This is a genomic window from [Micrococcus luteus] ATCC 49442, assembly GCF_010367585.1.
In the GTDB taxonomy this organism is placed as follows: Bacteria; Actinomycetota; Actinomycetes; order Actinomycetales; family Micrococcaceae; genus Arthrobacter; species Arthrobacter luteus_A.
The window spans coordinates 783,230-800,094 of the sequence record NZ_JAAAXP010000001.1; the positions used below are offsets into that span (position 1 = coordinate 783,230).

Consider the following 16,865-nt stretch of genomic DNA (forward strand, 5'->3'; position numbering starts at 1 on the left):
ATTATTTCAGCAGATTGGCGATCATAAAGCCCAGCGCCACCAGGCCGAGCGCGAAGATCACGCCGCGCAGGACCGGCGGGGACAGCCGGCGGCCCACCTTCGATCCGATGACGCCGCCGATCAGGGAACTGACCGCGATGATGGCCACCACGGCCCAGTTGATGCGGCCGAAGGCGAACAGCAGGTAGGACGCCGCCGCCACGATGTTTACGCCCAGCACCAGGATGTTCTTCATGGCGTTGGCGTTCTGGATGGTCCCGGTCATAAAGACGCCCAGGATCCCCACCAGCAGGATGCCCTGAGCTGCCACGAAATACCCGCCGTAGACGCCCGCCAGGTACACGAGGACGATCAGGAGAACGCCGTGGCTTTTGTCCTTGAGGGCGTGCTCCGGGTTTTCCTCCCGGGCCCGCACCCACCGCTGGAGACGGGGCTGGAAAACCACCATCAGCAGTGCAAGAACAATCAGGACGGGCGCAGCGTAGTGGAACACCTTTTCCGGGAGGTGCAGCAGAAGCCAGGCGCCGCTGATGCCTCCGAGCAGGGAGGCGGGCAGGAGCCTGAGCAGCTGCGGGCCCCGGCCCTTGAGCTCCTTCCGGTAACCCCAGGCGCCAGCCGCGTTGCCGGCCACCAGGCCCATGGCGTTACTGATGGACGCGGTGACCGGGGCAACACCGAGGGCAATCAGGACAGGAAAAGTGACCAGGGTGCCGGAGCCGACAACGGCGTTGATTGTGCCGGCCCACAGGCCGGCAAAAAACACAAGGATGCTGCTGAGAAGCTCCAACGGGGCGGGGCCGGGTTAGCGGCGTGCAGTGGCCGTGTACCGGCCGGCGTTTTCGGAGACATTCAGGGGAAGGCCGAAAGTGTTGCTGAGGTGCTCGTCGGTGAGGACGTCCTTGATGGGGCCGGCGGCCACTACGCCGCCGTCGCGCAGCAGCATGGCATGCGTGAACCCGGGAGGGACTTCCTCAAGGTGGTGGGTCACCAGGACCATGGCCGGGGACCCGTCATCGCTGGCGAGTTCGCCGAGCTTGTGGACGAGTTCCTCGCGACCGCCCAGGTCCAGTCCGGCGGCCGGTTCATCAAGCAGGAGCAGTTCGGGATCGGTCATGAGGGCGCGGGCGATCTGGACCCGCTTGCGCTCACCCTCGGAGAGCGTGGCGAAGGTCCGGTTCAGCAGCGGGCCCATGCCCCAGTCATTCAGCAGCCGGAAGGCCCGCCGTTCGTCCGGCCGCTCGTAGCCCTCGCGCCAGCGTCCGGTCACTCCGTAGGCAGCGGTGACCACAACGTTCAAGACGTTTTCGGACTCGGGGATCTGGCTGGCCAGGGCCGCGGACGACAGGCCGATCCGGGGACGCAGTTCGAAGACGTCCACCCGTCCCATGGTTTCGTCGAGAATTCCCGCCGTGCCGCTGCTGGGGTGAAGCCGCGCCGCGGCGACTTGCAGGAGAGTGGTCTTGCCGGCGCCATTAGGTCCCAGGATGACCCAGCGTTCCCCTTCATTGACTTGCCAGTCCACTTTGTCCAACAGGGTCTTTTTGCCTCGGACAACGCTGACGGCAGCCAATTCAAGAACATCACTCATAGGAGTAGACACTAGGACAAAATGCGGGCTGACTGATAACTGATGCAGCACTGGCGTCCCCGGCTTCATCCACGGACAGAGCGCCGTGCAACGAATTCGGGGGTCTGTTCCGCGCTGGCTAAGATTGCTGGCATGACTCCGAACGTGACTGCGGTCAGCTATGGCCGAAAACTGACCGACTCCGAACTCGAAGCACTGCGCTCACTCCTGGCAGGCAGCGGTGCCGCCGTGGAGTCGGAGTTGCGGGGCGGGGACAACCGCTTTGAGGTCCACACGGCCGAACTGGCCGTGGCTGACGCCACGGGTGCCGGCATCGCCGCCCTCCGCAGCGCCGTGGCAGGGGCTGCCCGGGAAGGGCTGGACACCGCGATCGTGCCCGCAGGCCTGCGCCAGGCGCCGCGGAAGTTCCTGATCATGGACGTGGACTCAACACTGATCCAGCAGGAAGTCATTGAACTCCTGGCCGCCTACGCCGGCAAACGCGAGGAAGTTGCGGCGGTCACCGAAGCCGCCATGCGCGGGGAACTGGACTTCGCACAGAGCCTCCACGCCCGGGTGGCGGTGCTCGCGGGACTGCCCGCCGCCGTCGTCGAGTCCGTCCGGGAGGAAGTGAAACTGAGCGAGGGGGCCGCCGAGCTGGTGGCCGCGTTCAAGGCGGCAGGCCATGTGGTAGCCGTGGTCTCGGGCGGTTTTAACCAGATCCTGCGTCCCATCGCCGAGGACCTCGGCCTGGATTACTGGATCGCCAACGAGCTTGAAATTGTCGACGGCGCCCTGACCGGCAAGGTGCTCGGTGCTGTGATCGACCGGGCTGCCAAGGAGAAGTACCTGCGCGAATGGGCCGCCGCCGAGGGCGTCCCGATGGAACACACCATCGCGGTGGGCGACGGCGCTAACGACCTCGACATGCTCGGAGCCGCCGGGATCGGGGTCGCATTCAACGCCAAGCCGGCGGTGCGCGCCGTGGCGGACTCCGTCATCAACATGCCCTACCTTGATGTTGTCCGGCACATCGCCGGGGTCTGATTCTTAAACAACGAAACGGCAGTCCGCGGCGGTGCTGAGGAAGCACTGCCGCGGACTGCCGTCCCAATGTGGTGTTAGTTGCCGCCCTTGCCGAAGTAGTCGGCGCCGCCGGCGTACTCGGTGTGGCCGGACTCGACGTCGGCGGTGGCCATGCTTGCCACCACCTCCGCGAACTCCTCCACGGAGTAGAGCTTGCCGGCCTCGGCGCGGCGCGCCTCGATGGCACCCGGGCTGGAGCGGTCCAGCAACGTGGCGGTGACAGTCCCCTCAATCATGTCGCCCGAAACGACCACCAGTGAGATGCCCTTTTCTGCCAGGTTCGGCACGAGCTCACGCAGTGCGTCCTCGCCGGCCCGCTTGCTGCGGGCCACCGGCTCGTATGACGGCATGGTGGGAACGGTGTTGATGAAGTGTGCCTGGTGGCTGGTTACGAAAACCACCCGGGAGCCCTCCTTCATCAGGGGCACGGCAGCGTTGAGCATGTTGACCTGGGCGTCGCGGTTGAGCTTCAGCGCGTAGTCCTCCTCCATGCCCGACTCCATCCCGCCGGATGCGTTGAGGACCAGCACGTCCAGTGAACCGAAGTTCTCCATGGCCGCACTGACCAGGGCCTGGACCCCTTCCAAGGTGGTCAGGTCAGCACCCACCGCTACGGCGCGGCCGCCGGCGGCTTCGATGCCCGCCACGACTTTGTTGGCGCGCGGCGCCTTCTGGCGGTAGTTCACCACAACGGCGGCGCCCTCGCCGGCCAGGATCTTTGCTACTTCGGCGCCGATCCCGCGGGAGGATCCGGTCACGATGGCTGTCTTGTTGTCCAGCAGTCCCACAAGGGCTCCTTTGTTCGATACGTCTAAATTCCTTGGGTCTGCAGTCCATCATGCCAGCGCACGCTGCAGGTTCGCTTGTGCGACCCCCACAAAGATGCGGTGCCCGCCTAGTTTGGCATAGGCCTGTCGGGCTCAAGGGCCGGGGCCTAAGCTCGCACCATGACAGCAGGCACGCCGTCCACACCCCAGGACCTCTTCCACAACTCCCCCGAGGGACTGGACCTGTGCCTGGCAGTGCAGGACTTCATCACCGCGCTTGTTGGGGCCACTCACCGCACCACCCTCAGCCAGATGGCCTTTCGGCATCGCCGCGCTTTCGCCTGGGTCTGGAATCCCCGGCAGCACCTGAAGACAGCCGTGCCGGCAGTTCTTTCGATTGCGCTGCCCCGGCGGGTGGACTCAGCCAGGTTCAAGGAAGTGGCGCATGTGTCCCCTGGAGAATGGATGCACCACCTCGAACTGCACAAAGCGAGCCAACTGGATGACGAGGTTGCGGGCTGGCTTAGGGAGGCGTTCGCGGCAGCTGCGTGACTCTTTGCCCCTACGGTGACTGGTCCGCAAAGGCGCTAGTGGCCCATGCCCAGCCCGCCGTCTACCGGGATGACGGCGCCGGAGATGTAGGCGGCCTCGTCGCTGGCAATCCAGCGGACTACGTTCGCTACCTCGGAAGCCTCGGCAAAACGGCCGGCCGGGATGCCGGCGAGGTAGTCCTTCTGCGTAGCTTCCGGAAGTTCGGCCGTCATATCGGTATTGATGAAGCCGGGCGCAACAACGTTGGCCGTGATGCCGCGGGACCCCAACTCCCTGGTGAGAGAGCGGGCCACACCCACCAGCCCGGCCTTGGACGCGGAGTAGTTGATCTGGCCCGGGGCACCGTACAGCCCGGAGACCGAGGAGATCAGGATCACGCGGCCCTTCCGCAGGCGGATCATGCCCCTTGACGCGCGCTTGATGACGCGGAATGCGCCGGTGAGGTTGGTGTCGATGACAGAGGTGAAGTCGTCCTCGCTCATGCGCAGCAGGAGGGTGTCCTTGGTAATTCCGGCGTTCGCCACCAGGACCTCCACCGGACCGTGGGCTGCCTCAACCTCGGTAAAGGCCGCATCAACGGATGCTTCGTCTGTGACGTCAGCCTTCACGCCAAGGATCCCGGCCGGCAGCTGCGACTCGCTCCGGTACGTCACGGCCACCTTGTCACCGTTGGCCAGGAAGGCCTCGGCGATGGCAAGGCCAATGCCACGGTTTCCTCCGGTGATCAGGACGCTTCGGGCGGTGGTGGCTGCTTCAGACATAAGACGCTCCGGGATTCTGCGGCAGGAGGCACCGCGGTAGAGAGTGGCGGGATTTTTACTGCCTCCGATCTTAGCCTCCGTTTGGGTGCTTCTGCCGATGGTGGGAGAATAGAGGCAAGCCTTTGGAGTGTGATCAATCAGCCGTGACCCGTATAAACAATGCTGGACATTCCGTGCCCGGAGACCCTCAGCGGTTCTCCGGCGATACCGGAGTCCACAGCATCACGGACGCCGCCACAGCACACTCCGAGGACATGCACCGGCGCATGGTGAAGTACGGGCTGGCCATGGGTATCCGGATGGTCTGCCTCATCCTCATTTTTGTGGTGGACGGATGGTTCAAGCTGCTTATGGTGGCCGGTGCGGTCTTCCTCCCCTGGATTGCAGTGGTCATTGCCAATGGCAGCGACAAAGCAGAAGTCCACAGCGATTCGCTGCTCGACTATGCACCTCTGGCGGAGCTGGAAAGCCCCGATTGGGTGCCCGCGCAGGACGAAGAGCAGTTAACGGTGCTCCAAGGCGAACTTATTGATGACGACGACGGACCAACGCACGGACAGGAACGGCGCGCTTCATGAACATCTTCGATCTGGCCGCAGGGACCGCCGGTCCCCCGCCGGCCACCGCTGCCATGTGCTCCCGGAAGGCCTGCCGCTCTGAAGCGTCGTGGCAACTGCTGTGGAACAACCCCAAGATCCACACGCCTGAGCGCCGCAAAATATGGCTGGCCTGCGGGGAACACCGCGGCTGGCTGGAGGACTACCTTCAGACCCGCGGGTTGTGGAAGGAAACGGTTGTCCTGCCGTCGGACAACGAACCCGGCCCGGCGCCGGATGGGCAGGACAGCTGAATGTACCGCTTCCTCTTTTCCAGCAAATGGGTGGGATACCTCCTGCTGGCCGCCATTTTTGCCGCCGCGTGTGTGTTCCTTGGCCGCTGGCAGATGGACCGCCGCGCCGAAACACTGGCAGAGATCAACCGCGTCCTCACCAACTACTCGGCCGCCCCCATCCCGTTCGACCAGGCGAAAGAAGAATTCGCCGGGCTGGACCCTGCCAGGGAATGGACCCAGGTAGAGCTCAAGGGCACGTACGACGTCGACGGCCAGCGGATCGTCCGAAACCGGCCGCTGAACGGACAGCCCGGGTACGAAGTGGTTGTCCCGTTCAAGCTCGACTCCGGCGAGACCGTCGTGATTGACCGCGGCTGGCTCCCCATCGGCAACAAAAACCCGGGCAGCCCCGACGCCATCCCGGCGCCCCCGTCCGGGCCCGTCACGGCGGTGGTCAGGCTTAAGCACGGCGAGCCTCGGCTGGACCGCGGTGCCCCCGAAGGCCAGCTGGCCTCCATCGACCTGCCCACCTACGCGGACCAGTTGCCCTACCCCGTGATGACGGGCGCCTACGGCCAGCTGGCATCAGAATCTCCCGCCCCCGCGGAGGCGCCGTTCCCCTTCCCGAAACCGGCAACGGAGGAGGGCACACACCTCTCCTACTCGTTGCAGTGGTTCGCGTTTGGGGTACTGATGTTTGTGGGATTTGGCTACGCCGCCCGGCAGCAGGCCCGCAATGCCGCCATCGACGCCGAAGACGAGGACGAAAGCGGTGAGGGGCCGCGTGATTCGGGCAGCCCCGTCCACTCCGCAGCCGCGGCAGCCCGCCGTCGTGCGCCGGTTGCCCGTAAACGCAAGCGGGCCACCTCTGAAGAAGAGGAAGATGCCCTTTTGGACGCGCAGGGGTACTGACGCGTGCAGCGGGTCGCCGCGGCCGCCCGCACGGCGTGGTGCAGCCCAGGAACTCACGGTGCGCTGACGTTCCGGGCAGCCCCCGACTTACGAGGCTAAACGCCGGGGGTTCTGACCCGAAGTGGTCGGTTCAGCGCCACGTTCGGGGTGGTTGATCTCGGCCCACACCCTGTCGAGTGAGAGCCCAAGGACTTCTGCGATGGCGGCGATCGTCGGAAATGCCGGGGTAGCTATACGCCCCGTCTCGATCTTCCGGAGGGTCTCCGGCGAGACACGGGCGTCGAGTGCGATTTCGAGCATCGAGCGTTCTCCACGGGCATGACGCAACAGTGAACCCAGGCGCTGTCCGAGTTGTATTTCTGCGTCTGTAAGCGGCAATCTGACCATGGATCCAAGTATAACCGGGATAATATGGCCGGTATAGTTATTGGATGATGAGTGAGGAAGGCCCGGCATGATCGAGATCCTGAACCCCGGCGAAGTGGCCCGTGCAAGAGAGACCGGCCTCCTGGTGGCTGATATTTTGCAGACCCTGAAGCGCCGCGCCACCGTGGGCACGAACCTGCTGGATATTGACCGGTGGGCCAAGGACATGATCCTCGAAGCCGGAGCGGTGTCCTGTTACGTCGACTACGCGCCGTCCTTCGGCCGTGGCCCTTTCGGTCACTACATCTGCACGGGTGTCAACGATGCCGTGCTCCACGGCCTGCCGCGCGACTACTCGCTTGCCGACGGCGACCTGCTGACACTCGACCTGGCCGTCACCAAGCGGGGAATCGCGGCGGACGCTGCCATCAGCTTTATCGTCGGAGAGTCACAGCCTGCAGAAAGCGCATTGATGATCAGCGCGACCGAACGCGCCCTGACCGCAGGGATAGCCGCCGCCCGTCCCGGGGCCCGCATCGGTGACATCTCCCATGCCATCGGCTCGGTCCTCACCGAAGCGGGGTACCCGGTCAACACCCGGTTCGGCGGCCACGGCATCGGATCGACGATGCATCAGGACCCGCATGTGCCGAACACCGGACGGCCCGGCCGTGGCTACAAACTCCGCCCCGGGCTGCTGCTCGCGCTGGAGCCGTGGGTCATGGCGGACACCGCCGAACTCGTCACCGACGCCGACGGGTGGACGCTCCGGAGTGCGACAGGCTGCCGGACGGCCCACACCGAGCACACCATCGCCATCACTGATGACGGAGCCGAAATCCTCACCCTGCCCGGCGTTGAGGCCTAAGCCAGCGTAATGAGGTCCAGGTAGTCTTCGTTCCAGTGGTCCTCGACCCCGTCAGGCAGCAGCACAACGCGCTCAGGGTTAAGGGCTTCGACTGCGCCTTCGTCGTGGCTGACCAGGACGACGGCGCCGCTGTAGTTACGCAGCGCGCCGAGGATTTCGGCGCGGCTGGCCGGGTCCAGGTTGTTGGTGGGTTCGTCAAGGAGGAGCACGTTGGCGCTGGACGCGACGATGGTGGCCAGGGCCAGGCGGGTCTTCTCACCGCCGGAGAGGACGCCGGCCGGCTTCTCGACGTCGTCGCCGGAGAAGAGGAACGAACCGAGGATGCCGCGGACTTCGGCGTCCTTCATGTCCGGGGCGGAGGAACGCATGTTCTCCAGCACGGTCCGGTTGACGTCCAGGGTGTCGTGCTCCTGGGCGTAGTAGCCCACCTTCAGGCCGTGGCCGGCGACAACTTCACCGGTGTCCGGCTTGTCCACCCCGGCGAGCATCCGCAGGAGCGTGGTCTTGCCGGCGCCGTTGAGGCCCAGGATAACCACCTTGGAGCCGCGGTCGATGGCAAGGTCAACGTCCGTGAAGATCTCGAGCGAACCGTAGGACTTGCTGAGGCCCTCCGCGGTGAGCGGGGTCTTCCCGCAGGGTGACGGGTCCGGGAAGCGCAGGGCGGCCACGCGGTCGTTCTCGCGGACTGCTTCCAGGCCGCTGAGCAGGCGCTCGGCCCGCTTGGCCATGTTCTGGGCAGCAACAGCCTTGGTGGCCTTGGCGCGCATCTTGTTGGCCTGGTCGAAAAGGACCTGGGCCTTCTTCTCGGCGTTGGCCCGTTCACGCTTGCGGGCACGCTCGTCCGTTTCACGCTGGGTGAGGTAGCGCTTCCAGTCCATGTTGTAGAAGTCGATCTGCGCGCGGTTGGCGTCGAGCAGGAAGACCTTGTTCACGGTGGCTTCCAGCAGTTCGGTGTCGTGGCTGATCACGATCAGTCCGCCCTGGTGGTTCTTGAGGAATTCGCGCAGCCACGCGATGGAGTCCGCATCAAGGTGGTTGGTGGGCTCATCGAGGAGCATGGTCTCGGCGTCCGAATACAGGATCCGGGCGAGTTCAACGCGGCGGCGCTGGCCGCCGGACAGTGTCTTCAGCGGCTGGTTCAGGATGCGGTCCGGCAGGGCCAGGTTGGAGCAGATCGCGGCCGCTTCAGCCTCGGCAGCGTAGCCGCCGGCAGCCAGGAACTCGGATTCGAGCCGGTCATAGCGGTTCATGGCTTTGCGCTGGACGTCGGCATCCTCGCTGGCCATTTCGTCGTGCGCCTTGCGGAGCTTGCCGACGGCGATGTCCAGGCCGCGTGCCGCCAGGATGCGGTCGCGGGCGAGCTGCTCCATGTCCGGGGTGCGGGGATCCTGCGGGAGGTAGCCGATCTCACCGGTACGGGTCACCTTGCCGCCCGCCGGCAGGCCTTCGCCGGCGAGGACACGCGTCAGGGTGGTCTTGCCTGCGCCGTTACGGCCCACCAGGCCGATCTTGTCGCCCTTGTCGATGCGGAAGCTCACCTGGTCCATAAGGAGCCGGGCGCCGGCGCGCAGTTCAAGATCCTGGACAGTAATCACAGCAGGTAAGGCCTTTCACAACAGGGAAACGCCGCAGCTCAACGGATGGTGTCTGGAGCAGCCGGGCAGAATGGCCGGACAGAGCGGCCTTTACAAGTCTACCGGCACCAGCTTCGGCCCATAACCGCGGCGTCCGGGACCCCCTTTGTGCCGAGCCTTCAGACTGCCGGTCCGCGCTTAGTAGGTCCCCTACAAAAACGTCCCTGACGGCGGCCGGTAACGTCAGGATGACCCCATGCTTCGCTTGTACAACCACGACAGGATCTCACCCATGAGCCAGACTGACACCGCCGTCAACGGCCCCGCCGCCTCCCCCGGCCGCACCCGCTGGAACGCCACCGACCTGGGCCTGATCGCCGTGTTCGCCGCACTCGTTGCCGGCGCCGCCCTTGTCCCGGGCATTTCGGCCAACGTGTTCGGCGTCCCCATCACCTTCCAGACCCTCGCGGTGATGCTGACCGGGCTCATGCTGGGCCCCGCCCGCGGCTTCGCCGCCGTCGGCCTCTACACGCTGCTGGGCCTCGCCGGCCTGCCGATCTTCAGCCAGGGCCGCAGCGGCCTCGGCATCCTGGCCGGCCCCTCTGCCGGCTACATCATCGCCTTCCCCCTGGCTGCGGCACTGGTGGGCTGGCTCGCCACGATCGTCATCCGCCGCACCTCCCGTGCACGCGCCCTGTGGTTCTTCCTCGCCGCAACCGTGACCAGTATCTCCCTGGTCCACACCCTCGGCGTCGTGGGGATGGCAGTTAACTCCAAAGCGACCCTTGGCGAGGCATTCCTGGCCGACCTGGTCTTCTACCCGGGCGACGTCATCAAGAATATTCTCGCCGCGGTCATCGCCGTTGCCCTGCACCGCGCCTTCCCCGACCTTCTGGTCCGCCGGGTCAAGCGGATCAAGTAGGCCGCGCGTGGTAACCATTTCCTTCCGGGACGCGTCTGTGGCCGTCGCGGTCGACAACCGGCCGGAGCCCAAGACGCTGCTGGCCGATGTCAGCCTGGACCTGACCGAACGGCGCATCGGCGTGATCGGGGCCAACGGCTCCGGCAAGTCGACGCTGTTGCGGCTGCTCAACGGCCTGGTCCAGCCGACCTCGGGCACTGTAACGGTGGACGGCGCCGACACCGTCCGGGCGGTACGCGCCGTCCGCCGGCAGGTGGGTTTCGTCTTCACCGACCCGTTGTCCCAGCTGGTCATGCCGACGGGCCGCGAGGATGTTGAGCTGTCGCTCCGGCGTTCTGTCCGCAACGGGAGGGAGCGCCGGAGCCTCGCCGAGGCCGCCCTGGACAGGTTCGGGCTGCTGGGCCTGGCAGACCAAAGCATCTACGAGCTGTCCGGCGGCGAACGCCAGCTGATGGCACTTGCCGCCGTGCTGGCCGTGGACCCGTCGGTCCTGGTGCTTGATGAGCCGTCCACGCTGCTGGACCTGCGGAACCGGGAACTGCTCCGCCGCACCCTGTCCGGCCTGGAGCAGCAGATCATCATGTCCACGCACGACCTTGAACTTGCCCTGGAAATGGACCGTGTGCTGGTGGTCGAGGACGGACGTGTGATGTTCGACGGCGGTCCGGCAGCCGCCGTCGGGACCTACCGGGAGCTGTGCGCCACCGGGCTGGCGGCGCCGTGAGAGGGCACGGTTTCCTGCTCGCCAACTACGTACCCGGTACTTCGGTTGTCCACCGGGCGCCGCTGGCCCTGAAGTTCCTGCTGGTGGTGGGTTGCGGCCTGGCGTCGTTCCTGGTGGTGGACTGGCTGGTTTCCGCGGTGGTCCTCGCCGTGATGTGCGGGCTCTTCCTGCTGACGGGGGCCGGTCCGGGCCGCCTCCTCGGCGCGGTTAAGCCGCTGCTGCTTGTCCTCCTGGTCATCGGCCTCTTCCAGTGGTGGCAGCTCGGCGGACCCACCGCTGCCCGGATTGTCCTGAACATCCTGGTGTGTGTGGTGGCGGCGTCCCTCCTGACAGCCACCACGCCCATGCAGCGGCTGCTGGACGGTGTGGTGTCACTGGCTACACCCTTCCGCCGGTTCGGTGCCGATCCCGAACGCTTTGCCCTGACAATCGGCGTCATGCTCCGCAGCATCCCCTACATCGCCGGGGCCTTCGCGGACGTCCGGGATTCCGCCCGGGCACGTGGTCTGGAGCGCAATCCGCGGGCGCTCGTGCTGCCCGTCTTCATCACCACGGTGGCGTACGCGCGCCAGACCGGCGAGGCGTTGGCGGCCCGGGGACTTGGCGAGGCGGAGGACTGACCGGTCCGCCGTCGTCGAACGGCGACGTCTCGGCGCTAAGACGGCCCTTTAGCGCCGAGAGGTCGCCGCTCGTTACGTGACGGCTTCGTAGCGCAGCAGCGCGGCCGTCCCCATGCCGCCGGCGATGCTGATCATGGCCAGCGCCAGCGCACCGTCATTTCCGGCCCGCCGCGACTGCGCCAGCAGCCGGGTCACCAGGACCGCACCCGAGGCTCCGTAAGCGTGGCCAAATGCCAGGGCGCCGCCGTCGAGGTTCACCCGTTCCGGGTCGATGTCCAGGCGGTCCAGGCACGCCAGCGTCTGTGATGCGAAGGCTTCGTTGAATTCCACCAGGTCCACCCGGTCCGCGGTGATGCCCCGGGAAGCCAGCATCCTCCCGGCAGCAACGGCCGCGCCGATGCCGAGCAATTCCGGGTCGACGCCCGCCGTCTCCGTAGCCAGCACCAGCAGCCCGTCGGCGGCACCAAGTTCACGGGCCCGCTGCAGGGAAGTGATCACGACGGCGGAGGCTGCGTCCGCGTCGAAGCACGAGTTTCCGGCGGTGACCGTCCCGCCGGCCACAAACGCCGCGGGGAACCGCTTGAGGACCGCTGCGTTCAGTCCCCGCCGCGGTCCGTCGTCTGTGCTGACGGTTCCGGCGGGGGTCTCAAGACGCGTGATTTCGCCACTGAAGTGGCCCGCCGCCGCTGCAGCCAGGGCCCGCTGATGGCTGCGGAGGGCCAGGGCGTCCTGCCGCTCCCGGCTGACCTTACAACGGGCTCCGACGTTCTCTGCCGCCACGCCCATGTCCGGGTCGCCGTAGCTGAGCGGCACAAACTGGGCCCGCGCGAAAAAGTCCGGTTCGCCGTCGTCATTCCGGTACGCGCGCAGCGGCGCGGTGCTGATGCTTTCCACTCCCCCGGCGAGGTACACAGGGTTTCCGCCGGCAGCGACCAGCCTGGCGGCGAGGACGATCGCGTCCAGGCCCGAGCCGCACTGCCGGTCCACTGTCAGTCCCGGAACGTCGACGGGAAGTCCGGCTTCCAGCAGGGCCAGCCGGGCCACGTTGCCGCCGCCGCCCACGGCATTGCCGATGACGACGTCGGACACTGCGGCCGGGGACAGGTGGCTGTCGGTCAGGAGCTGCTGCAGGACGGGGGCGAGCAGCTGGTGCGCCCGCAGCTCTTTGAGAGACCCGTTGGCCCGGCAGACCGGGGTGCGCCGGGCGGCGATGATCACCGGCTGCCGGTCGGCGGGCAGCACCTCATCGGTCAAGTTGCCGCACCCGCAGATCGTGGGATCCGATCCACTCCAGCAGGATATTACGGCTGACTTTGCCGCGGTTGCTGGTGGGCAGCTCCGTCAGGGAGAAGTACTGCACGGGACGCTTGTCGCGCGCCAGGATGTTTTCGAGGCCGGCCTTCAGCTGGGTTGCGCTGATGCCGCCGTGGGCCGGAACCACTCCTGCCACCACCCGCTGCCCGCGGATATCGTCGGGCATGCCGGCGGCGACGGCGGCAGCAACGCCGGGAACCGAAGCCAGCGCCAGTTCCACCTCGTGGGGGTACACGTTTTTCCCAGAGGTGAGGATCATGTCCGCGCGCCGGCCCAGGATGTGCAGTTCGCCATCAGCCAGGTAACCCTGGTCGCCCACCGTGTACCAGCCGTCGAAGGAACGGAGGGCCTCGCCGTCATCGCCCCAGAGGTAGCCGTTGCTGACCATGCCGCTGCGGACGCAGATATTGCCGATGTCACCGTCCGGCAGCCCGGTACCGTCGTCGTCGAGAATCCGGACGTCCACCCCTGGAAACGCACGGCCGATTCCCGTGCCCCCGGCGTCGAGTTCCCCGGCGGGCAGCCCCGCACCGGAGACAAAGCTCAGTTCGGATGCGCCGTAGTACTCGAAGATGGTGGCGTGGGGCGCCCAGCGGCGTGCGGCTTCCAGTGTGCGGGCGTCGAGTTTTGAGCCGGCGCAGATGATGGTCCGCACGCCCGTGGCATCGACGCCGCCGGTGAGGCCCCGCTCACTGAGCAGCCGCAGCATGGTGGGGACCAGCACCAGGCGGGTGACGCCGTCGTGCGTGATGGCCGCGTGCACATCGCCGACGTCGAAGCTTTCCAGGGTCTGGAACTCCGAGCCCGCATACAGGCACTCGGCCAGGGCATAAAGGTTCAGGCTGGCGGCGAGGGGGCCGGGTGCCAGCGTGACGTCGTCCTGACGGAGGCCAAAGAACTGGATGGACGCGTCAAAGGATTTACGCCAGGACTGCCTCGAGCGGGTAAACGCCTTGGGCACGGACGTGGTGCCGGACGTCAGCCCGACAAGGAAGGTCGATTCCGGCGAACCGTCAGCCAAGGCATCGTGTGAGGACACAGCGCCTGGCTGCGCCGCACTGTCCAGCCGTGCCCTGATTTCCTGGCGCAGGGTTTCGGGCCACGACGGGTCGAGGACCGCGCACTGCCGCTCCCCCGCCACCGCAGCGGCAAACCGGACAGCAAAGTCCACGGAGTTGGCTTCAGCCAGGACAGTGACCGCCGGCGCAGCCGGAACGGCCGCCGTGGCAGCCTCGCGAAGCTCCGCCCAGCGCACACGCCGGCCCGCAACCACGACGGCGGTGTCATGGGGGCGTTCGTCGGCCCAGCGCTGGATTTTGTCAAGAAAAGGCATCGTCCCAACTTTACCGGCCAGACACCCTTTCAGTGGTGGAGGCAAGGGCTATTGTGACTTCATGAGCTTCAATGACAACGTTCAACTGGACCCCTCCCAGGTGGAGGACCGTCGCGGCATGGGCCGCGGCGCGAAAATCGGCGGCGGAATCGGTGGCGGGCTCATCCTGCTCATTGCAACTCTGCTCGGCGTCAACCCCGCACTGCTGGAAGGCCTGACCGGAGGGGCGGGCACTCCTGACCAGAGCCAGGGCACGGCACCGGCCTGCGAAACCGGCGCGGACGCGGATGCCCGGCTCGACTGCCGGATCACCGGCACGGTCAACAGCCTCAACGCGTTCTGGCCTGCCTACCTCCAGGATTACGGCGTACAGTACCCCCAGCCTGAAACGGTCATCTTCGACGTCGGCGTCGATACTGCATGCGGGGCCGCCTCCAGTGCCGTGGGCCCGTTCTACTGCCCGACCGACAGGACTGCGTACTTTGACCCGGGCTTCTTCCAGGATCTCGTGGACAGGTTCGGCTCCTCCGGCGGGCCGCTGGCACAGGAGTATGTGGTGGCGCACGAATTCGGCCACCACATCCAGAACGTGCTCGGCTACCTGGACCGCGCCCAGCAGGATCCGCAGGGCCCCGAATCGGGTGCCGTCCGGGTGGAGCTCCAGGCCGACTGCTACGCCGGCCTCTGGGTGCGGCATGCATCAACCCAGGCAGGGCCTGACGGGCAGCCGTTCCTGGAACCGATCACCCAACAGGACCTGAACGATGCCCTGTCAGCCGCCTCGGCAGTGGGCGATGACAGGATCCAGGAAGCAGCCACCGGCCGCGTTTCCCCCGAAGCCTGGACGCACGGCTCCAGCGAGCAGCGGCAGAAGTGGTTCTACACGGGCTACCAAAGCGGCGACATCAACCAGTGCGACACGTTCTCGGCGGCCACCCTCTAGGGAGCCGGCGGGGAACGACGACGGCCGGCCACCTTCGCGGAGAAGGTGACCGGCCGTCGTCGTACTTTTGAGCAGGTGCCGTGCGGGCGGCGGGGATCAGATGTTGAAGCCGAGGGCCCGCATCTGGTCCTTGCCGTCGTCGGTGATCCGTTCCGGACCCCACGGCGGCATCCACACCCAGTTCAGGCGCCAGTCATCGACAACACCGTCAAGGGCCTTGCCGACCTGCTCCTCGATCACGTCGGTGAGCGGGCAGGCAGCCGTGGTGAGGGTCATGTCGATCAGCAGGGCGCCGTCGTCGTCCGAGTACTTCAGGCCGTACAGGAGTCCGAGGTCAACGATGTTCACGCCGAGCTCGGGGTCGATGACGTCCTTCAGTGCCTCTTCGATATCCTCGAGGCCCGTCCGGGCCGCTTTGATTTCGGTCATGGCAAGTCCTTACTAGGCCTGTGCTGCAGCGATGGTGGCTGCGCCGGCGCCCGTGGCGTAACGGTCGTAGCCTTCTTCTTCGAGGCGGTCGGCCAGTTCCGGGCCGCCCTCTTCGACAACCTGGCCGTCAACGAACACGTGGACGAAGTCAGGCTTGATGTAACGCAGGATGCGGGTGTAGTGCGTGATGAGCAGCGTACCCATGTTGCCTTCGGCGTGGGCACGGTTGACGCCTTCGGAAACAACCTTCAGGGCGTCAACGTCCAGGCCGGAGTCGGTCTCGTCCAGAATGGCGAACTTCGGCTTGAAGAGCTCCAGCTGGAGGATCTCCACGCGCTTCTTCTCGCCGCCGGAGAAGCCTTCGTTGACGTTGCGCTGGGCGAAGTCGGCGTCGATGCGCAGCTGGGCCATCGCGTCCTTGACTTCCTTGGTCCAGGTGCGCAGCTTGGGGGCTTCGCCGTCAATGGCGGTCTTCGCAGTGCGCAGGAAGTTGGTCATGCTGACTCCGGGGACCTCCACGGGGTACTGCATGGCCAGGAAGACGCCGGCGCGGGCACGCTCGTCGACGCTCATCGCCAGGACGTCTTCGCCGTCGAGGGTGATGGTGCCGCTGGTGACGTTGTAGCGCGGGTGGCCGGCGATGGTGGACGCCAGGGTGGACTTGCCGGAGCCGTTGGGGCCCATGATGGCGTGGGTCTGGCCGGTCTTGATGGTCAGGCTGACGCCCTTCAGGATCTCCTTGGTGCCCTGCTCCGTGTCAATGCTGACGTGCAGGTCCTTGATCTCAAGAGTAGACATTCGTCTTGTTCTCCTCTGCACCGGCCCGTGGGCGGCGGTGCGGTCTTTGTCTGGAAGTTTGGTTCTGGTGCTGTAGCCGGCCGGCTGGTTTCGCCGGTGGCTGGTTTGGACGGCTGGCGCCGGGGGTGATGCTGCTAGCTGAAGTTCGGGGCTTCGGCTCCGTTGAGGACGTTGGTGAAGTCCACGTAGACCTCATCCCCGTGGATCTCGACGGCGAACACCGGCACGGGATCGTAGGCGGGCAGCTGGAGCGGCTCGCCGCTGCGCAGGTCGAACTGGGAACCGTGGCCCCAGCACTCGATCATGCACCCCTCCACTTCACCTTCGGACAGGGAGATGTCCGCGTGCGAGCAGGTGTCCCCGATGGCGTGGATCTCGCCCATGGAATCTTTCACGATGGCTACCGGGTAGTCATCGATCAGGATCCGGAGTGCCTGCTTGAGCTGGATTTCATCCGTCTTGCAGACAAGCTCGCCCTTTGGCTGGTCAGTCATCTG

General features: G+C 66.2%; 21 protein-coding genes. 10 read left to right on the forward strand and 11 right to left on the reverse strand.

Annotated elements, in window-relative coordinates:
* Window position 1: 1 nt before the first annotated feature.
* Window positions 2-787 (reverse strand): sulfite exporter TauE/SafE family protein, encoded by a 786-nt coding sequence (locus GUV69_RS03650; RefSeq protein ID WP_164199815.1) that lies wholly within the window; start codon window positions 785-787, stop codon window positions 2-4.
* A gap of 15 nt (window positions 788-802) precedes the next feature.
* Entirely contained in the window at window positions 803-1,588 is a 786-nt protein-coding gene (locus GUV69_RS03655) for an ABC transporter ATP-binding protein (protein WP_164199817.1), read from the reverse strand.
* A gap of 132 nt (window positions 1,589-1,720) precedes the next feature.
* Between GUV69_RS03655 and serB the strand changes: the two genes are divergently transcribed.
* On the forward strand, window positions 1,721-2,614 hold the full coding sequence (serB, locus tag GUV69_RS03660; RefSeq protein WP_164199819.1) for a phosphoserine phosphatase SerB: 894 nt from the start codon (window positions 1,721-1,723) through the stop codon (window positions 2,612-2,614).
* Between the two features lie 74 nt (window positions 2,615-2,688).
* Here the strand turns inward: serB and GUV69_RS03665 are convergent, their stop codons facing one another.
* Window positions 2,689-3,441, reverse strand: a complete 753-nt coding sequence (locus tag GUV69_RS03665; RefSeq protein WP_164199821.1) for an SDR family oxidoreductase — start codon at window positions 3,439-3,441, stop codon at window positions 2,689-2,691.
* Between the two features lie 159 nt (window positions 3,442-3,600).
* Here GUV69_RS03665 and GUV69_RS23075 point away from each other — a divergent pair, with 159 nt between their 5' ends.
* Entirely contained in the window at window positions 3,601-3,972 is a 372-nt protein-coding gene (locus GUV69_RS23075; RefSeq protein ID WP_164199823.1) for a DUF5655 domain-containing protein, read from the forward strand.
* A 35-nt stretch (window positions 3,973-4,007) separates the two neighbouring features.
* On the opposite strand, the gene GUV69_RS03675 is transcribed toward GUV69_RS23075, so the two are convergent.
* A complete protein-coding gene (locus GUV69_RS03675; protein ID WP_164199825.1) occupies window positions 4,008-4,733 on the reverse strand; it encodes a beta-ketoacyl-ACP reductase in 726 nt (241 codons plus the stop codon).
* A 143-nt stretch (window positions 4,734-4,876) separates the two neighbouring features.
* Here GUV69_RS03675 and GUV69_RS03680 point away from each other — a divergent pair, with 143 nt between their 5' ends.
* Genes GUV69_RS03680 through GUV69_RS03690 form a run of 3 tightly spaced genes read left to right on the forward strand, consistent with a single transcriptional unit; the run spans window position 4,877 to window position 6,477 of the window.
* Window positions 4,877-5,311 carry a DUF3099 domain-containing protein gene (locus tag GUV69_RS03680; RefSeq protein WP_208786574.1) on the forward strand — a complete coding sequence of 145 codons (435 nt, stop codon included), beginning with the start codon at window positions 4,877-4,879 and terminating at the stop codon, window positions 5,309-5,311.
* Entirely contained in the window at window positions 5,308-5,583 is a 276-nt protein-coding gene (locus GUV69_RS03685) for a hypothetical protein (protein ID WP_164199829.1), read from the forward strand. The genes GUV69_RS03680 and GUV69_RS03685 overlap by 4 nt, the downstream gene beginning before the upstream one ends.
* Window positions 5,584-6,477 (forward strand): SURF1 family cytochrome oxidase biogenesis protein, encoded by an 894-nt coding sequence (locus tag GUV69_RS03690; RefSeq protein ID WP_164199832.1) that lies wholly within the window; start codon window positions 5,584-5,586, stop codon window positions 6,475-6,477.
* Between the two features lie 87 nt (window positions 6,478-6,564).
* On the opposite strand, the gene GUV69_RS03695 is transcribed toward GUV69_RS03690, so the two are convergent.
* Window positions 6,565-6,864 (reverse strand): helix-turn-helix domain-containing protein, encoded by a 300-nt coding sequence (locus GUV69_RS03695; RefSeq protein ID WP_164199834.1) that lies wholly within the window; start codon window positions 6,862-6,864, stop codon window positions 6,565-6,567.
* Window positions 6,865-6,931: 67 nt separating this feature from the next.
* On the opposite strand from GUV69_RS03695, the gene map reads away from it, so the two are divergent.
* Window positions 6,932-7,711, forward strand: coding sequence for a type I methionyl aminopeptidase (map, locus tag GUV69_RS03700; RefSeq protein ID WP_164199836.1), 780 nt, complete (start codon window positions 6,932-6,934; stop codon window positions 7,709-7,711).
* Here the strand turns inward: map and GUV69_RS03705 are convergent.
* Window positions 7,708-9,306, reverse strand: a complete 1,599-nt coding sequence (locus tag GUV69_RS03705) for an ABC-F family ATP-binding cassette domain-containing protein (protein WP_164199838.1) — start codon at window positions 9,304-9,306, stop codon at window positions 7,708-7,710. The two genes, map and GUV69_RS03705, sit on opposite strands and share 4 nt — an antisense overlap.
* Before the next feature lie 271 nt (window positions 9,307-9,577).
* Between GUV69_RS03705 and GUV69_RS03710 the strand changes: the two genes are divergently transcribed.
* Genes GUV69_RS03710 through GUV69_RS03720 form a run of 3 tightly spaced genes read left to right on the forward strand, consistent with a single transcriptional unit; the run spans window position 9,578 to window position 11,551 of the window.
* Window positions 9,578-10,207 (forward strand): biotin transporter BioY, encoded by a 630-nt coding sequence (locus GUV69_RS03710; RefSeq protein ID WP_164199840.1) that lies wholly within the window; start codon window positions 9,578-9,580, stop codon window positions 10,205-10,207.
* Window positions 10,208-10,214: 7 nt separating this feature from the next.
* Window positions 10,215-10,931 (forward strand): energy-coupling factor ABC transporter ATP-binding protein, encoded by a 717-nt coding sequence (locus GUV69_RS03715; RefSeq protein WP_164199842.1) that lies wholly within the window; start codon window positions 10,215-10,217, stop codon window positions 10,929-10,931.
* Window positions 10,928-11,551: an energy-coupling factor transporter transmembrane component T family protein gene (locus GUV69_RS03720; protein WP_164199844.1), complete on the forward strand. Its 624-nt coding sequence runs from the start codon at window positions 10,928-10,930 to the stop codon at window positions 11,549-11,551. The genes GUV69_RS03715 and GUV69_RS03720 overlap by 4 nt, the downstream gene beginning before the upstream one ends.
* A gap of 72 nt (window positions 11,552-11,623) precedes the next feature.
* Here the strand turns inward: GUV69_RS03720 and GUV69_RS03725 are convergent, their stop codons facing one another.
* Window positions 11,624-12,805, reverse strand: a complete 1,182-nt coding sequence (locus GUV69_RS03725; RefSeq protein ID WP_164199846.1) for a thiolase family protein — start codon at window positions 12,803-12,805, stop codon at window positions 11,624-11,626.
* Complete coding sequence (locus GUV69_RS03730; RefSeq protein WP_164199848.1) at window positions 12,795-14,198, reverse strand: class I adenylate-forming enzyme family protein; 1,404 nt, start codon at window positions 14,196-14,198, stop codon at window positions 12,795-12,797. The genes GUV69_RS03725 and GUV69_RS03730 overlap by 11 nt, the downstream gene beginning before the upstream one ends.
* A gap of 61 nt (window positions 14,199-14,259) precedes the next feature.
* Between GUV69_RS03730 and ypfJ the strand changes: the two genes are divergently transcribed.
* A complete protein-coding gene (gene ypfJ, locus GUV69_RS03735; protein ID WP_164199850.1) occupies window positions 14,260-15,141 on the forward strand; it encodes a KPN_02809 family neutral zinc metallopeptidase in 882 nt (293 codons plus the stop codon).
* 96 nt (window positions 15,142-15,237) lie between these two features.
* On the opposite strand, the gene GUV69_RS03740 is transcribed toward ypfJ, so the two are convergent.
* From GUV69_RS03740 to GUV69_RS03750, 3 genes are all read right to left on the reverse strand, one after another.
* Window positions 15,238-15,570, reverse strand: a complete 333-nt coding sequence (locus tag GUV69_RS03740) for a metal-sulfur cluster assembly factor (protein ID WP_164199852.1) — start codon at window positions 15,568-15,570, stop codon at window positions 15,238-15,240.
* Window positions 15,571-15,582: 12 nt separating this feature from the next.
* The gene (gene sufC / locus GUV69_RS03745; RefSeq protein WP_164199854.1) at window positions 15,583-16,368 is read right to left on the reverse strand and encodes a Fe-S cluster assembly ATPase SufC; all 786 of its coding nucleotides are present in this window, start codon (window positions 16,366-16,368) and stop codon (window positions 15,583-15,585) included.
* 134 nt (window positions 16,369-16,502) lie between these two features.
* On the reverse strand, window positions 16,503-16,862 hold the full coding sequence (locus tag GUV69_RS03750) for a non-heme iron oxygenase ferredoxin subunit (RefSeq protein WP_164199856.1): 360 nt from the start codon (window positions 16,860-16,862) through the stop codon (window positions 16,503-16,505).
* Window positions 16,863-16,865: the final 3 nt, after the last annotated feature.

What these genes read in the sequence shown, in the direction of transcription:
- GUV69_RS03655 (WP_164199817.1), bottom strand. Translation starts at nt 1,588, where the DNA reads ATGAGTGATGTTCTTGAATTGGCTGCCGTCAGCGTTGTCCGAGGCAAA.
- serB (WP_164199819.1), top strand. Translation starts at nt 1,721, where the DNA reads ATGACTCCGAACGTGACTGCGGTCAGCTATGGCCGAAAACTGACCGAC.
- GUV69_RS23075 (WP_164199823.1), top strand. Translation starts at nt 3,601, where the DNA reads ATGACAGCAGGCACGCCGTCCACACCCCAGGACCTCTTCCACAACTCC.
- GUV69_RS03675 (WP_164199825.1), bottom strand. Translation starts at nt 4,733, where the DNA reads ATGTCTGAAGCAGCCACCACCGCCCGAAGCGTCCTGATCACCGGAGGA.
- GUV69_RS03685 (WP_164199829.1), top strand. Translation starts at nt 5,308, where the DNA reads ATGAACATCTTCGATCTGGCCGCAGGGACCGCCGGTCCCCCGCCGGCC.
- GUV69_RS03690 (WP_164199832.1), top strand. Translation starts at nt 5,584, where the DNA reads ATGTACCGCTTCCTCTTTTCCAGCAAATGGGTGGGATACCTCCTGCTG.
- GUV69_RS03695 (WP_164199834.1), bottom strand. Translation starts at nt 6,864, where the DNA reads ATGGTCAGATTGCCGCTTACAGACGCAGAAATACAACTCGGACAGCGC.
- map (WP_164199836.1), top strand. Translation starts at nt 6,932, where the DNA reads ATGATCGAGATCCTGAACCCCGGCGAAGTGGCCCGTGCAAGAGAGACC.
- GUV69_RS03710 (WP_164199840.1), top strand. Translation starts at nt 9,578, where the DNA reads ATGAGCCAGACTGACACCGCCGTCAACGGCCCCGCCGCCTCCCCCGGC.
- GUV69_RS03730 (WP_164199848.1), bottom strand. Translation starts at nt 14,198, where the DNA reads ATGCCTTTTCTTGACAAAATCCAGCGCTGGGCCGACGAACGCCCCCAT.
- ypfJ (WP_164199850.1), top strand. Translation starts at nt 14,260, where the DNA reads ATGAGCTTCAATGACAACGTTCAACTGGACCCCTCCCAGGTGGAGGAC.
- GUV69_RS03740 (WP_164199852.1), bottom strand. Translation starts at nt 15,570, where the DNA reads ATGACCGAAATCAAAGCGGCCCGGACGGGCCTCGAGGATATCGAAGAG.
- sufC (WP_164199854.1), bottom strand. Translation starts at nt 16,368, where the DNA reads ATGTCTACTCTTGAGATCAAGGACCTGCACGTCAGCATTGACACGGAG.
- GUV69_RS03750 (WP_164199856.1), bottom strand. Translation starts at nt 16,862, where the DNA reads ATGACTGACCAGCCAAAGGGCGAGCTTGTCTGCAAGACGGATGAAATC.